Raw genomic sequence first — 16,564 nt, 5'->3', positions numbered from 1 at the left:
TATTACTCACCATCTTTAGCGGCTTTAGAGTCTTCAGAGTGCTCTAACGCTAATGCTGCAATCACTGCAAAACTACAAGCTAACAGCGTGCCGAGGATCCAGGCGAAATACCACATAGTTATGCTCCTTAATACAGTGAGTGCTTGTTGCCTTCGATGAAGTTTTTGTCCAAACGACCGAACATTTTGTAGTAACACCATGCGGTGTATGCCAGTACGATTGGTACAAAGATAATAGCAACAACAGTCATCACTTGCAGAGTAAACAGGCTAGATGTTGCATCCCACATGGTCAAACTTGCGTTTGGCATGATGCTTGAAGGCATGATGAATGGGAACATTGCTACACCACAGGTTAAAATGATACAAGCGATAGTTAATGAAGAACTCACAAACGCCCAACCATTTTTGTCTGCTTTACTAAACAGCATTGTTATTAACGGCAATCCTACACCCAGAGCAGGCAATGCCCACAGGATTGGGTAAGTATTGAAATTAGTCAACCAAGCACCTGATTCAACTGCAACTGTTTTGTTCAGTGGGTTTGACACCGCCAGAGTATCAATAGTTGAAGTGATAACATAACCATCAATGCCCATGACTAACCAAACACCTGCACCCGCAAACGCTAACAATGTAACTAACGCACAGATATAGGTTGCTTTACGCACACGTAAGTACAGTTCGCCAGTGGTACGCATTTGCAGATAAGTTGCACCTTGGGTAACAATCATCATTAAGCCAACGACACCCGCCAACAGACCATATGGGTTTAGCAGACCAAACAGGTTACCCGTGTAGGTCAAATACTGTTGGTTATCAATTTGCAGTGGAACACCTAATAACAGGTTACCAAACGCAACACCGATAACTAATGGTGGAACGAAACCACCGATGAACAGACCCCAGTCCCACATATTGCGCCATTTTTGGTTCTCCAGTTTTGAACGGTAGTCGAAACCAACCGGACGGAAGAACAATGCTGCTAGCACTAAAATCATCGCGATATAGAAACCGGAGAATGATGCAGCATAGACCTGTGGCCAGGCAGCAAACATCGCACCACCAGCTGTGATTAACCAAACTTGGTTACCATCCCAGTGAGGTGCAACAGCGTTAATCATGATACGGCGTTCAGTATCCGTTTTACCTAAAATAGGTAATAAGAAGCCAACGCCCATGTCAAAGCCATCTGTGACAGCAAATCCAATCAGTAATACACCGATAAGGATCCACCACACAAACCGAAGAACTTCATAATCAAACATAAGTGGCTCCTATTTACTGAACGTCGTGTGCAGAAGGGTTTTTCTGTTCAAAGTGATAGCGGCCAGTTTTCAGGCTGCTTGGCCCTTTACGAGCGAATTTGAACATTAAGAACATTTCAGCAATTAAGAACAGTGTGTACAGACCACAGATCAATACCATAGAGAAGATCAGGTCATGAGTCGTCAAGTTGGAGTGTGCAACCGAAACAGGTAACACTTCACCGATTGCCCATGGCTGACGACCATACTCCGCAACGAACCAACCTGATTCAATTGCAATCCATGGTAGTGGAATACCGAATAGTGCAATACGCAGCAATAGTTTATTTTGACCAATACGGTTACGAACTACTGACAGGAATGCCCAGCCAATAATCAACAGTAATAGGAAGCCAACACCAACCATGATACGGAATGCCCAGAACAGCGGCCCAACGTTAGGAATACTATCTTTCACTGCTTTTTGGATTTGAGCTTCAGTTGCATCAACAACATTTGGTGCATATTGTTTTAACAGAAGGCCATATCCGAGATCTTTTTTGTTTACTTCAAATGCCGAACGCAGTTCAGGATCTTTATTACCTGCAAGAAGCTCTTGTAACTGACCGTATGCAATCATACCGTTACGAATACGAACTTCGTGCTGTTTCATTAAGTCTTTCAGACCTAATACAGGCGTATCGATTGAACGGGTTGCAATAATACCCATCGCCCAAGGAATCGAGATAGCAAATTTATTTTCTTGCTTTTCAGTATCCGGCCAAGCGATTAAGTTAAACGCAGCTGGTGGAGCATGGGTTTCCCACTCTGCTTCAACAGCAGCCAGTTTGGTTTTCTGAACGTCACCCATTTCGTAACCTGATTCATCACCAAGAACGATAACAGATAGAACAGCAGCAATACCAAAGCTTGCAGCAATAGCAAAAGAACGTTTAGCAAAAGCAACATCACGACCTTTAAGCAGGTAGTAAGAGCTAATACCAAGGACAAACATTGCACCGGTACAATAACCCGCAGCAACTGTGTGGACGAACTTAACCTGCGCAACTGGGTTTAAGACTAGCTCAGAGAAGCTAACCATTTCCATACGCATTGTTTCGAAGTTGAAATCAGCAGCGATTGGGTTTTGCATCCAACCGTTCGCAACCAAGATCCACAAAGCAGAGAAGTTAGAACCTAAAGCAACTAACCATGTTACAGCTAGGTGTTGTTTTTTGCTTAAACGATCCCAACCAAAGAAGAATAAACCGACAAACGTTGATTCTAAGAAGAACGCCATCAGACCTTCGATTGCAAGAGGTGCACCGAAGATATCTCCAACATAGTGCGCGTAGTAAGACCAGTTAGTACCGAATTGGAACTCCATGGTCAGACCCGTTGCAACACCCAGAGCAAAGTTAATACCAAATAACTTACCCCAGAACTTAGTCATATCTTTATAAATTTGCTTGCCTGACAGTACATATACCGTTTCCATGATCGCAAGCAAAAACGCCATACCTAGCGTTAATGGTACGAACAGGAAGTGATACATCGCAGTTAAGGCAAACTGTAATCGTGACAGTTCGACAATATCAAACATCTTGACTCCTTGCTCCTAGCAGGAAGACACCGACTTGCGGCAACCCAGCTTCCAGTTTTAAATACTTAGAAAGCCTCTTAACTACCAGCAAAAAATGCCTCAAAACAACAAAAAATTAACAAAATTAAAAGAACAAACGTTACCATAATAATAGTACGCTTATCTTCACACACAATAAACTTCTTTTACGTGACTCAGATTTGAATTCTGAATTTACATCAATAATTATACCCTTTAATAGAAAATCGAGTATTTGATCGAGCACCAATTTAAGCAATTTGAACAAATAAAGCCAGAGGCAATGAATTGATTTGCGTCAATTTTTTTCCTATTGTTAATTGCTATACCTGTCAGTCAATTAATGGTTATTTACTTGTTAAATTGCTGTTATTGATAATGATATAAATGTTCTTAATTTTTCCAAAGATTAACAAAAAATATAATCATTGAATTAACGACTCGAAAAAAGAATATTTAATTTGTAATAGTATCTTATTTTAAACTTATTATGAATTTTATTAATATAGCCGTTTTCTCAACTAAACTGTTATATTGGCTTAATTGAATTACCGTCAATATTATAAAATTGATATACCGCAATTTCGTTTTTTTTTGCATAAAGTGCTATTAGCACTACCCTGCTCACCTAAATTGCCTTTTTATTATCAATTTTCCTTCATATAAGCCTATAGAACGCACTTTTAAGTATAGACACACATTTCAAAAAACCGCATAACCCTATAAAAATATTTAAAAGGCATAAAAAAACCCGTGCTCACATGAGCACGGGCTTTCGTCTCTTACTCTTGCTAGTTGCCTAGCGAATTACTTATTTATTCAGCAGAGATTTGACTGCATCACCGATGTCTGCAAGGCTACGAACGGTTTTCACGCCAGCAGCTTCTAGTGCAGCAAATTTCTCATCAGCAGTCCCTTTACCGCCTGCGATGATTGCACCTGCGTGGCCCATACGTTTGCCTTTTGGTGCAGTTACACCTGCGATATAGCCTACAACAGGCTTAGTAACATGCTTTTTAATATATTCAGCTGCTTCTTCTTCTGCGTTACCACCGATTTCACCGATCATCACGATAGCTTCAGTTTGTGGATCTGCTTGGAATAACTTCAGGATATCAATGAAGTTTGAACCTGGAATTGGGTCACCACCGATACCTACACAAGTCGATTGGCCTAAGCCTGCATCTGTTGTTTGTTTAACTGCTTCATAAGTCAACGTACCTGAACGTGAAACGATACCGACTTTACCTGGCATATGGATATGGCCAGGTTGGATACCAATCTTACATTCACCCGGCGTGATAACACCAGGGCAGTTAGGGCCAATCATACGAACGCCTGCTTCGTCTAATTTCACTTTAACTGTCAGCATATCCAGAGTTGGAATACCTTCAGTGATAGTGATGATCAGCTTAATGCCAGCATCGATAGCTTCTAAAATAGAATCTTTACAAAATGGTGCTGGAACATAGATAACAGAGGCTGTTGCGCCCGTTGCTTCTACAGCTTCACGAACAGTGTTAAATACAGGCAGACCTAAGTGAACAGTGCCACCTTTACCTGGCGTCACACCACCGACCATTTGCGTGCCATAAGCAATCGCTTGTTCTGAGTGGAATGTACCTTGGCCACCAGTGAAACCTTGGCAAATTACTTTGGTGTTTTTATCGATTAAAATAGACATTATTTAGCCTCCGCTGCTGCTACTGCTTTCTTAGCTGCATCAGTCAGGCTGTTTGCAGCGATAATATTCAAGCCGCTATCTGCCAGTTTTTTAGCACCTAACTCTGCATTGTTACCTTCTAAACGCACAACGACTGGTACATTTACGCCAACTTCTTCTACTGCACCAATGATGCCGTCTGCAATCAGGTCGCAGCGAACGATACCACCAAAGATGTTAACAAAAACGGCTTTCACGTTTTCATCAGAAAGAATGATTTTAAATGCTTCAGTTACACGCTCTTTTGTCGCGCCGCCGCCAACATCTAAGAAGTTAGCCGGTGCACCACCGTGCAGCTTAACGATATCCATAGTACCCATTGCAAGGCCCGCACCGTTAACCATACAGCCGATGTTGCCGTCTAACGCAACGTAGTTCAGTTCCCACTGAGCGGCTTGTGCTTCACGTGCATCTTCTTGTGATTCATCACGTAGTTCACGGATCTCTGGTTGACGATATAACGCGTTGCTATCGATACCTAATTTACCATCTAAGCAAACTAAATCACCCGCAGTGCTGATAACCAGTGGGTTGATTTCCGCTAATGCTAAATCGCGTTCTAGGAATAATGTAGCCAGCCCCATGAAAATTTTCGCGAATTGACTAACTTGTTTGCCAGTTAAGCCTAATTTAAATGCTAACTCACGGCCTTGGAAAGGCATTGGGCCAGTCAGTGGGTCGATAATCGCTTTGTGAATTAACTCTGGAGTCTCTTCTGCGACTTTCTCGATTTCCACGCCACCTTCGGTAGATGCCATGAATACAACGCGGCGAGTACTACGGTCTACAACCGCACCTAAATAGAGTTCTTTAGCAATATCAGTTGCCGTTTCAACCAGAATTTGGTTAACAGGCTGGCCGTTTGCATCTGTTTGATAGGTAACTAAGTTTTTACCTAACCAGTGTTCTGCAAATGCTTTCACTTCGTTGATATCACTAGTGACTTTTACGCCGCCAGCTTTACCACGTCCACCTGCGTGAACTTGGCATTTAATTACCCAAGGGCCGTCACCAATTTTTTTAGCAGCATCGACGGTTTCAGCGACTGATGAACAGGCATAACCTGTCGGTGCAGGCATCCCATAACGTGCAAACAACTGTTTTGCCTGGTACTCGTGTAAATTCATGATGTTCTATCCATAATTGAGTCTGAAGAGGCGTTTATTCGCCTCCTGCAATTGTTACTGATTTAGCAACCCGCGAACGGGTTGCATCGGTTACTTCAGACCGGGCAAGTTGTACCCTGCCCTGTTATGTTGCTATACGTCCAGCAGTAAACGAGTTGGATCTTCCAGCATATCTTTGATAGCGACTAAGAAGCCAACTGACTCACTACCATCGATTAAACGGTGGTCATAAGACAGTGCTAAATACATCATAGGAAGAATCTCTACCTTATCATTTACAGCCATAGGGCGGTCTTTAATGGCATGCATGCCTAAAATCGCGCTCTGTGGTGGGTTAATGATAGGTGTAGACATCAGAGAACCAAATACGCCACCGTTAGTGATAGTGAAGTTACCACCACTTAAGTCTTCGACAGTTAATTTACCGTCACGACCTTTAACAGCCAGTTCTTTAATTTTCTTCTCGATATCTGCCATGCTCATTGCATCGACATCACGCAGAACTGGTGTTACCAAACCACGTGGTGTTGAAACCGCAATACTGATATCGAAATAGTTATGGTAAACCACATCATCGCCATCAATAGAAGCATTCACTTCTGGGTAGCGTTTCAGTGCTTCAACCGCAGCTTTCACATAGAAAGACATAAAGCCTAAACGAACACCATGACGTTTTTCGAATACTTCGCCATATTGTTTACGTAAGTCTTTGATTGGTTGCATATTGACTTCGTTAAAGGTCGTCAACATGGCGGTCGTGTTTTTCGCTTCTAACAAGCGCTCAGCAATACGTTTACGTAAACGCGTCATTGGAACACGTTTTTCGCTACGGTGTGCTAAAGGCGCTTGTGGAGCCGCTGGGGCTTTCGCCGCAGGTGCCGCAGATTTATTTGCAGCTAAATGTTTTTCAACATCTTCACGCGTTAAACGACCACCAACACCCGTACCTTTGATGTCAGCTGGGTTTAAGTCGTGCTCTGCAATCAAACGACGGATCGCAGGGGTCAGAGCATCATTGCTTTCAGTTTCTAAACTTGCCGTTTGACGCTGTGCAGGTGTTGACTCTTGTGCTTCTTTCACTTCAGCAGGAATACCTGTGCTATCGCCTAAACGAATGCGACCCAGTAATTGCTTAGACAATACCGTTGCACCTTCATCTTCAACGATAGCTTCTAATACACCAGCTTCACTTGCAGGAACTTCTAATACGACTTTATCTGTTTCGATCTCAACCAGTACTTCGTCACGCTGAACACTGTCACCTGGTTTTTTATGCCATGTGGCAACCGTAGCATCTGCAACGGACTCAGGAAGATCGGGAACAAGAATTTCTACGCTACTCATTTTCTATCCTTTAATTATTCAATGTTCAAAGCGTCATTAACCAGGGCTTTCTGTTGTTCCTGGTGTACGGACGTATAGCCAACTGCTGGAGATGAAGAAGCAGCTCGACCTGCATAACGTAAAGTTGCCCCTGTTGGGATAGCTTCACGGAAGTTATGTTGACTGCAATACCAAGCACCTTGGTTTAATGGCTCTTCTTGACACCATACAAAGTCTTTTACATCAGTAAATTGCGCCAACGCTTTTTGGATATCTTCGTGTGGGAACGGATATAACTGTTCGATACGCACGATAGCCACGTCAGTTTGTTCATTTTTACGACGTTGTTCTAACAGATCGTAATAGACTTTACCTGAACACATAACGACGCGTTTCACATTTTTCGGATTGATATCATCTATTTCACCGATAACTGGCTCGAATGTACCGTTTGCCAATTCTTCCATGCTAGAGACCGCTAATGGGTGACGTAACAGAGATTTTGGTGACATCACAATCAGAGGACGGCGCATGCCACGTAAGGCTTGGCGACGCAACATGTGATAAACCTGAGCAGGTGTTGACGGCACACACACTTGCATGTTTTGGTCAGCACACAGTTGCAGGTAACGTTCTAAACGTGCAGATGAGTGCTCTGGCCCCTGACCTTCATAACCATGAGGCAGTAGCATTACCAGACCACACATACGACCCCATTTTTGCTCACCAGAGCTAATAAATTGGTCGATAACCACTTGAGCACAGTTAGCAAAGTCACCAAATTGGGCTTCCCAAATAGTCAGCGCACGAGGCTCAGTAGTGGCATAGCCATATTCGAATGCTAATACCGCGTTTTCAGTCAGAACAGAGTCCCAAACATTAAAGACGCCTTGTCCGTTATGGATATTTTGCAGTGGAACGTAAACTGAACCATTTGTTTGGTTGTGAATAACTGCATGACGGTGGAAGAATGTACCACGGCCTGCGTCTTCACCGGACAAACGCACAGGAATACCTTCATCAACTAACGTTGCGTACGCTAAAGTTTCAGCCGCGCCCCAGTCGAGTAATTTCTCACCTTTTGCCATTTCGGCACGGTCGGTATAAATTTTCTCAACACGAGATTGCGCAACCACGCCTTCTGGGATAGTGCTGACTTTAACAGCCAGATCCGTTAAGCGTTTAATATCAACTGTTGATTTATAGGATGCATCCCATTCATGGTTTAAATATGGAGCCCATGTATATGAGTTCAGCCCCATTTCACGGTACTCTTCAACCACACAGTTACCTGCATCTAACGCATCGCGATACAGATTAACCATTTCAGTAACATCATTAGCACTTAATACGTTTTCTGCAATTAAACGATCTGCATAAATTTTACGTGGTGTTGGGTGCTGTTTGATTTTTTGATACATCACAGGCTGAGTTGCACTTGGCTCATCCGCTTCGTTATGGCCATGGCGGCGATAACAGACTAAATCAATCATAACATCGCGTTTGAACGTGTTACGGAAATCAAGCGCTAAACGAGTCACGAAAGACACTGCTTCTGGGTCATCCGCATTCACGTGGAAAATTGGTGCCTGCACCATCTTCACGATATCTGTGCAGTATTCTGTTGAACGTGTATCTTTTGGATTTGAAGTCGTGAAACCAATTTGGTTGTTAATCACGATACGCATCGTACCGCCAACTTCATAACCACGAGCTTGAGACATGTTCAGTGTTTCTTGTACAACACCTTGGCCAGTTACTGCTGAGTCACCATGAATGGTAATTGGCAGAACCATGTTGCTGCGGCCTTCATCCAGACGGTCACGACGTGCGCGCACTGAGCCGATAACCACTGGACTAACAATCTCAAGGTGAGACGGGTTAAATGCTAGCGCTAAGTGAACACGAGAGCCTGCGGTTTCAAAGTCAGAGGAGAAACCTTGGTGATATTTAACATCACCCGCGCTTGAGTGGTCTTTATGTTTACCCGCGAACTCATCAAATAATTCGCCCGGTTTTTTACCTAAGATATTAACTAGAACGTTTAAACGACCACGGTGAGCCATACCCAAAACAACTTCACGGGTATCTTGCTTGCCTGCGTGGTGGATTAAATCTTTCAGCATTGGGATCAGTGAATCACCACCTTCCAATGAGAAACGTTTTGCACCTGGGAATTTAGCCCCGATGTAACGCTCAAGCCCTTCAGCTGCCGTTAATTCAGCTAAGAAGCGTTTTTTCTCTTCTACTGAGAAAATTTTAGAAACATCAACAGACTCAAGACGCTGTTGGATCCAACGTTTTTCTTCTGTATTCGTGATATGCATATATTCTGCACCAATAGAACCGCAATAAATACGTTTCAGGTGGTCATATAGCTCACTCAGCTTCATGGTTTCTTTGCCAATCGCAAATGAACCCACGTTGAAGGTTTCGTTGAAGTCTTCTTTCGTCAGGTTGTGGAATGCTGGGTCTAAATCTGGAACAGATTCACGTTTCCAAAGACCTAACGGATCAAGATTCGCATTTTGGTGCCCGCGGAAGCGGAACGCATTGATTAATTGCAAAACTTTAACTTGTTTTGCGTCGATAGCTGGATCGCTAACAGAGGTGTGATAACGTGTAGAGTCTTTTGCTAAGCGGCGGAAGTAATCGCGCGCTTGGGAGTGGAATTGTTCACCGCTAGTGCCTAGTGCTGCACCAGGAAGTTGCTCAAAAATTGCTTTCCACTCGGCATCGACAGAGTTAGGGTCAGTCAGATAATCTTCATAGAGCTGTTCTATATAAGTCTGGTTCGCGCCTGCCAGAAAGCTTGAATCCAGCCAGTCCTTCATTACGCCGTTCTGCATTGTGATCCCTTAAGCTTTTAAAGCTTTAGTTTTCGCCGTGGTTAACTAATTGCCGCATTTAAGCGACCTCGATAAAGGTTCTCTTGGACGTGCTTTATGCATGTTCTCTCTTTGGGAGGCCCTTTATCAGTAAGGGTTTCCCTTTTAAGGAACCTTTAAAAACTGGCTGCGGTTTTTAAAGGCCCCTATGCTTGGGCTGTCGTCTTCATCTTTTGCAGTTGGCTATTTTTTCTACTTTTTACTGTTACTTTCTTTGCTTTCACTTTTTTACGCTTTTGTAATGACAACGTTTTAATAAGTACTACTTTTTATGGGTGACAATGTTACTTTCTGACGCCCTTTGTTGGTATTTCGTTTTCGTGCTTTTGTGAGCTTCCGCGCATTAAAAACCTATTACTGCTTTTACTTTACGCGTTTCTTTTTACTTATGTTTTTATTTTGTGCTATTTCTCTTTTAACCCACAGCACCTGAGCACTGTGGGTTAAATATGCATAATTAAGCGCTATGTTTTAGTAACATAGATTTAATATGACCGATAGCTTTCGTTGGATTTAGCCCTTTAGGGCATACATTGACACAATTCATGATGCTATGACAGCGGAAGACACTAAAAGCGTCGTTCAGATCATCTAATCGTGAATCGGTTTCAGTATCACGGCTATCAATTAAGAAGCGATACGCTGCCAACAAGCCTGCAGGCCCGATAAACTTGTCTGGATTCCACCAAAACGATGGGCAAGAAGTCGAACAACAAGCACACAAAATACACTCATATAAACCATCGAGTTTTTCACGTTGTGCAGGAGTTTGTAAATTCTCACGCGCTGGTGGGTTCTTGTTATCATTAATCAGATATGGACGAATTTTTTCGTATTGGGTATAGAACTGAGTCATATCGATAATCAGGTCACGCACAACAGGCAGACCCGGTAATGGACGAATGACAATTTTCTTCCCACCACGGATTAAAGCAGATAATGGCGTAATACACGCCAACCCGTTTTTACCGTTCATGTTCAGGCCATCGGAACCACATACCCCTTCACGACAAGAACGACGGAAAGAGAGTGTTGGGTCTTGCTCTTTGATTTGGATTAACGCATCCAGCAACATCATGTCACGCCCTTCAGGAACTTCTAGCGTGTAATCTTGCATACGTGGTGCGTTGTCCACATCAGGATTGTAGCGATAAATCGAAAATTGTAATTTCATAGTTTATTTCTCCGCAACTGGATTAACACCACGCATTAGTAGGTACGAATTTTCGGTGGGAAGGCTTCACGCAGTTTTGGCTGCATGTTGACTTCACGACGCGTCATCGTTTCAGATTGCGGTAAATATAATGAGTGACATAACCAATTCGCATCATCTCGTTCTGGGTAGTCAAAGCGGCTATGCGCACCACGACTTTCTGTACGGAAGTTTGCAGCTTGTGCCGTTGCATAAGCCGTTTCCATCAGGTTATCCAGTTCTAAACATTCGATACGCTGAGTATTAAATTCAGTCGAAGTATCATCAAGGCGTGCATTTTGCAGACGCTCACGGATCACTTTCAGCTCTTCTAAACCTTTCGCCATTGCATCACCTTCACGGAATACCGAGAAGTTATGCTGCATACAGGTTTGCAGTGCTTTACGGATTTCAGTTGGGTCTTCACCCGTGCGTGCACCTTCCCAACGGTTAAAACGTGTCATCGCTGCATCAATATCAGATTCAGATGCATCACGCATTGAACCTTGCTCCATGATGGATTCTTTCAAGTGCAGACCCGCTGAGCGACCAAATACCACTAAGTCGAGAAGTGAGTTACCCCCTAAGCGGTTAGCACCATGTACTGATACACAGGCAATTTCACCGACCGCAAACAGACCAGGAATGACTTCATCTTCGCCTTTTTCGTTATAACGCAGAGCTTGACCCGTCACTTTCGTTGGAATACCGCCCATCATGTAATGACAGGTAGGAATAACAGGGATTGGCTCTTTGATTGGGTCAACGTGAGCAAAGGTACGAGATAATTCAAGGATACCCGGTAAACGAGATTCCAGAACATCTTTTCCTAAGTGATCCAGTTTCAGCTTGGCGTGTGGACCCCATGGGCCATCACAACCACGACCTTCACGAATTTCAATCATGATTGAGCGCGCAACAACGTCACGACCCGCAAGGTCTTTCGCGTTCGGCGCATAGCGCTCCATGAAACGCTCGCCGTCTTTATTCAACAAGTAACCACCTTCACCACGACAACCTTCTGTCACGAGAACACCCGCGCCAGCGATCCCCGTAGGGTGGAATTGCCACATTTCCATATCTTGCAGTGGAACACCTGCACGAGCAGCCATTCCCACGCCATCACCCGTATTGATGTGTGCGTTAGTGGTTGATTGGTAAATACGACCCGCACCACCCGTTGCTAAAATAGTTGCTTTCGCTTTGAAATAAACCAGTTCGCCTGTTTCCATACAAATTGCAGTACAACCTACAACATCGCCGTCTTGGTTTTTAACTAAATCAAGGGCATACCATTCAGAAAAAATGGTTGTGTGGTTTTTTAAGTTCTGCTGATACAAGGTATGTAACAGTGCATGGCCAGTACGGTCAGCTGCAGCTGCAGTACGCGCAGCTTGCTCACCACCGAAGTTTTTAGACTGACCACCAAATGGACGTTGATAAATACTTCCATCATCAAGGCGCGAGAACGGTAACCCCATATGTTCTAATTCGAGGATAGCCTCTGGCCCTGTTTTACACATGTATTCGATAGCGTCTTGGTCACCGATGTAGTCGGAACCTTTAACGGTGTCATACATATGCCATTCCCAGTTATCAGGATGCGTGTTACCTAAAGCAACCGTGATACCACCTTGCGCTGATACAGTATGAGAACGAGTTGGAAAAACTTTTGACAGAAGCGCACAAGATAGGCCCATCTGTGAAATTTGAAGTGCTGCGCGCATACCTGCGCCACCCGCACCGATAACGATAGCGTCAAACTCTCTGATTGGCAGATTCATTTATGCACCCCACACAACAATTGTTCCGTAAATTAAATAAGCCAACAGACCTACAACGATAGCCAGTTGCAATACTAAACGAATTGCTAAAGGTTTAACGTAGTCAGTCAGCACTTGCCACATGCCAATCCACGCATGAACAAGAATCGAGAACAACGTGAGGATAGTGAATACTTTCGTCACAGAAGAGGCAAAAAAGCCACGCCAGACGTCATAGGTAATGTCATTAATAGCAACAAAACCAACAATGTAGAGTACGTAGAGCGCGATGACAATCGCAGAACCACGGATTAATAGCCAGTCCTGGATACCAGTACGGCCTAAAGCTGAAGCATTACTTACCATACTAAAATCCCCGCCAGAATTGCTAAAATCACGGTAATGACAAATGTAATTTTTGCAGATGAGTTACCAGCAGCAAGCGTTTCATCAACACAACCGAAATCCATTAGCATATGACGAATACCACCACAAATGTGGTAAGCCAAAGCTGTCAAGATGCCCCAAAGAATGAACTTAGCAAAAAAGCCAGTCATTATTTCAGACGCGTATTGAAAACCTTCTGGAGAGGAGAGAGATGTCCCTAACAACCAAAGCAGAATACCAACTGCGATGAGAGTAATGACGCCAGAGACACGGTGCAAGATCGAAGATATTGCAGTGATCGGGAAGTGAATCGTCTGCAAATCAAGGTTGACAGGTCTTTGTTTTTTCACAATTTTGCCCACACAGCTCTTTATTATTTTCCATCCTCCGGACCTGGGGTGGAAATCAGACAGCGACAGGGGTACAAAATGCAACTTAACACAAACTCTAATCCATCATGTTTAAATAAAGTTGCATACTGATCACGCTGGGAACTCCTACTACAGGGTAATCCGGAGACCTGCCGCTAGTATAAAGTCTTCACAATGCCATTACAATTCCCACACAAAATGTTTGGAGACATTTAGCCCGAACAGTGAGAGGGATCACGATTTAAACATTTTGTATAAATGTGCTTATCTTATTTGACAATGATTCAACATTTATCTTACATATAGGTCTGGCAGAATTATCTTAACGGTGCTGTTGACACTTCATCGTAAAAAGAAAAAAACGTGAATGTTGCAATGTTAAGTACTCTTCAATTTGAACTATGATGGGTATTAATAACAAAAGTTATGAAAGTTGTTCCCCTTACCACAAATAATGATATTGTAGGGAAAACAACAAAAAGAACATAACATCTACACACTCATAAACAACCTAATTACATTGTCGTCGGTCTCAGATTTCAGGTTTTATGTGATAGCGAGCTGATTTCCAAAGCATACCGGTAGAACAATGCATGAAGACACAGTATAACGCTGAGCTTCTGGGTTGTTGGGTGTCGATTATCAAGCGCTAAGGAGACCGTAATGGCTGATAACAAAGCTAAGCTAACGACTGGTAGTAAGGGTGATATTGACCTAGATATTTTAAGCCCAACGATTGGTCAAGACGTTATCGATGTCCGAACTTTAGGTTCTAAAGGGTTTTTTACCTACGACCCTGGTTTTACTTCTACTGCATCCTGTGAATCAAAAATCACCTATATCGATGGTGATCAAGGCATCCTGTTGCACCGTGGTTTCCCTATCGATCAACTCGCCACTGAAGCCTCTTATCTCGAAGTTTGTTATATCCTGCTATACGGTGAAGCACCAACTCAAGAACAATATGACGTATTTAAAAATACGGTGACTCGCCATACCATGATCCATGAGCAAATTACTCGCATGCTTAATGGTTTCCGCCGTGACTCACACCCAATGGCTGTATTATGCGGTGTTACTGGCGCACTAGCAGCTTTCTATCACGATGCATTAGATGTTAACAACCCACGCCACCGTGAAATTACGGCTTATCGTCTGCTGTCGAAAATGCCAACAGTCGCAGCGATGTGTTACAAATATTCAATTGGCCAACCTTTTGTTTATCCACGTAATGACCTGTCATACGCGGGTAATTTCTTGCATATGATGTTCTCGACACCATGTGAAGAATACACAGTTAATCCTGTTTTAGAACGCGCAATGGATCGTATCTTAATCCTACACGCTGACCACGAACAAAACGCTTCAACCTCGACTGTACGTACTGCGGGTTCATCCGGTGCAAACCCATTTGCTTGTATCGCGGCAGGTATCGCTTCACTGTGGGGGCCTGCTCACGGCGGTGCTAACGAAGCTTGCTTACGTATGTTGGAAGAGATCCAAACTGTTGAGCACATTCCTGCATTTATCGAGCGCGCTAAAGACAAAAATGACTCTTTCCGCTTGATGGGCTTCGGTCACCGTGTTTATAAAAACCATGATCCACGTGCAACGGTAATGCGTGAAACTTGCCATGAAGTTCTAAATGAACTTGGCTTGAATGACAGCTTGCTGGAAGTCGCTATGGAGCTGGAACGTATCGCATTGAACGACCCGTATTTCATTGAGAAAAAACTGTACCCGAACGTTGACTTCTACTCAGGTATCATCTTGAAAGCAATGGGTATTCCATCTTCAATGTTTACTGTTATTTTTGCCATTGCACGTACCATTGGCTGGATTGCACATTGGAATGAAATGCACGATGACGGCCTGAAAATTGCTCGTCCTCGCCAGCTATATACCGGCTATGACAAACGTGAATTCAACTCTGAATTAGCAAAAAAATAATATTTAATTAAATCTGAACCCTACATATGCTAAGGCCTCGAATTTTCGGGGCTTTTTTCTTTTTTACTGATGTCATTTAGCTTACTGCTGTTGATATTCCCTTGGTGTCATCCCGCTCATTTTGCGGAAAAAACTGATAAACGCGCTATCACTTGTTAGACCAAGCTCTTGAATAATATAGTGATAAGGTTTTTCTTGTGCAAGCAACTCAATCGCTTTAATAAACCGCCATTGTTGTCGCCATGTTTGAAATGTCATGCCTGTTTCTTTCAAGAAAATACGCGTGATTGTTTTCTCACTCGCACCGATAGTCTGCGCTAACTGGTTTAAATTCGGTGGTAATTGCTCGATATCAATCCCTTTAAAGCGTCTATCTTGCGGTAATGGCAACAGTGTTGGCTCTAAAGCTGCACTTTGTAGCTCATCGATAAATACCGGTAATAAGTTGGCCAAACGCCCCTGCTGCCAATCACTCTCAAACGGAGCAATAGCAATACGTTCTAGCACTTCCCTTAGTAATGGGGAAATATTCAAAATAACCACATCGTTCCCGATTTTTTTGGCATATTCTTCTGATAAATAAACCGATCGATACCCCACGGATGCCTGCATTTGTGCCCGATGAAGAACAAATGGAGGGATCCAAGCCACTCTACCAGGGGGAAGCAAAGACAGGCGATTTTCCAGTGAAATTCGTATACACCCTTGTTGTGTAAACAAAAGCTGCCCCATTTCATGTTTATGAAAACCAGAGTCATGCTGCCCCATTTTTGCCGCGATCCCCAATACTGGCGCACGATACCAATGAGTTTGAAATTTATCTGTTTGATTTAGCCAAGCCATAATGTCTCTTTTTTGATATTTATAGTCTTTATTATTGTAATAAGACAATGAAAATAACACTAAACTACCTGCTATTAAATCGTTGTATCTAATTAGACCCTTTATTTTTAGTCGATTGGTAGGAAAAAGT

13 protein-coding genes are annotated in these 16,564 nt (G+C 43.2%); 1 reads left to right on the top strand and 12 read right to left on the bottom strand.

Going from position 1 to position 16,564, the window contains the following annotated elements; all coding sequences use genetic code 11:
• Window positions 1-2: 2 nt before the first annotated feature.
• The 11 genes from cydX to sdhC all read right to left on the bottom strand — a co-directional run bounded on the left by cydX (window position 3) and on the right by sdhC (window position 13,632).
• Entirely contained in the window at window positions 3-116 is a 114-nt protein-coding gene (gene cydX, locus G6Q48_RS10590; protein ID WP_004909083.1) for a cytochrome bd-I oxidase subunit CydX, read from the bottom strand.
• Window positions 117-127: 11 nt separating this feature from the next.
• Window positions 128-1,267, bottom strand: a complete 1,140-nt coding sequence (gene cydB / locus G6Q48_RS10585) for a cytochrome d ubiquinol oxidase subunit II (protein ID WP_102138333.1) — start codon at window positions 1,265-1,267, stop codon at window positions 128-130.
• A 13-nt stretch (window positions 1,268-1,280) separates the two neighbouring features.
• Window positions 1,281-2,849 carry a cytochrome ubiquinol oxidase subunit I gene (gene cydA, locus G6Q48_RS10580; RefSeq protein WP_102138332.1) on the bottom strand — a complete coding sequence of 523 codons (1,569 nt, stop codon included), beginning with the start codon at window positions 2,847-2,849 and terminating at the stop codon, window positions 1,281-1,283.
• A gap of 829 nt (window positions 2,850-3,678) precedes the next feature.
• Complete coding sequence (gene sucD, locus G6Q48_RS10575; RefSeq protein ID WP_102138331.1) at window positions 3,679-4,551, bottom strand: succinate--CoA ligase subunit alpha; 873 nt, start codon at window positions 4,549-4,551, stop codon at window positions 3,679-3,681.
• Window positions 4,551-5,717 (bottom strand): ADP-forming succinate--CoA ligase subunit beta, encoded by a 1,167-nt coding sequence (gene sucC, locus G6Q48_RS10570; protein WP_004909077.1) that lies wholly within the window; start codon window positions 5,715-5,717, stop codon window positions 4,551-4,553. Before sucC ends, sucD begins: the two co-directional genes overlap by 1 nt.
• A gap of 132 nt (window positions 5,718-5,849) precedes the next feature.
• The gene (gene odhB / locus G6Q48_RS10565) at window positions 5,850-7,061 is read right to left on the bottom strand and encodes a 2-oxoglutarate dehydrogenase complex dihydrolipoyllysine-residue succinyltransferase (protein ID WP_166266330.1); all 1,212 of its coding nucleotides are present in this window, start codon (window positions 7,059-7,061) and stop codon (window positions 5,850-5,852) included.
• Window positions 7,062-7,075: 14 nt separating this feature from the next.
• On the bottom strand, window positions 7,076-9,889 hold the full coding sequence (gene sucA / locus G6Q48_RS10560; protein WP_102138329.1) for a 2-oxoglutarate dehydrogenase E1 component: 2,814 nt from the start codon (window positions 9,887-9,889) through the stop codon (window positions 7,076-7,078).
• A 496-nt stretch (window positions 9,890-10,385) separates the two neighbouring features.
• The gene (locus tag G6Q48_RS10555) at window positions 10,386-11,102 is read right to left on the bottom strand and encodes a succinate dehydrogenase iron-sulfur subunit (protein ID WP_004256824.1); all 717 of its coding nucleotides are present in this window, start codon (window positions 11,100-11,102) and stop codon (window positions 10,386-10,388) included.
• 35 nt (window positions 11,103-11,137) lie between these two features.
• Complete coding sequence (gene sdhA, locus G6Q48_RS10550; RefSeq protein WP_102138328.1) at window positions 11,138-12,904, bottom strand: succinate dehydrogenase flavoprotein subunit; 1,767 nt, start codon at window positions 12,902-12,904, stop codon at window positions 11,138-11,140.
• Window positions 12,905-13,249, bottom strand: a complete 345-nt coding sequence (gene sdhD / locus G6Q48_RS10545) for a succinate dehydrogenase membrane anchor subunit (protein WP_004256832.1) — start codon at window positions 13,247-13,249, stop codon at window positions 12,905-12,907.
• Window positions 13,243-13,632, bottom strand: a complete 390-nt coding sequence (gene sdhC / locus G6Q48_RS10540; protein WP_004909059.1) for a succinate dehydrogenase cytochrome b556 subunit — start codon at window positions 13,630-13,632, stop codon at window positions 13,243-13,245. Before sdhC ends, sdhD begins: the two co-directional genes overlap by 7 nt.
• Window positions 13,633-14,304: 672 nt before the next feature.
• Here sdhC and G6Q48_RS10535 point away from each other — a divergent pair.
• Window positions 14,305-15,591 carry a citrate synthase gene (locus G6Q48_RS10535; RefSeq protein WP_004909058.1) on the top strand — a complete coding sequence of 429 codons (1,287 nt, stop codon included), beginning with the start codon at window positions 14,305-14,307 and terminating at the stop codon, window positions 15,589-15,591.
• A gap of 81 nt (window positions 15,592-15,672) precedes the next feature.
• On the opposite strand, the gene G6Q48_RS10530 is transcribed toward G6Q48_RS10535, so the two are convergent.
• Entirely contained in the window at window positions 15,673-16,434 is a 762-nt protein-coding gene (locus G6Q48_RS10530; RefSeq protein WP_102138327.1) for an AraC family transcriptional regulator, read from the bottom strand.
• Window positions 16,435-16,564: the final 130 nt, after the last annotated feature.

It is taken from the genome of Providencia sp. M-27 (genome assembly GCF_011077905.1).
In the GTDB taxonomy this organism is placed as follows: Bacteria; Pseudomonadota; Gammaproteobacteria; order Enterobacterales; family Enterobacteriaceae; genus Providencia; species Providencia huaxiensis.
Note: the sequence above shows the minus strand (reverse complement) of the source record. Positions and strands in the feature narration are given on the sequence as shown.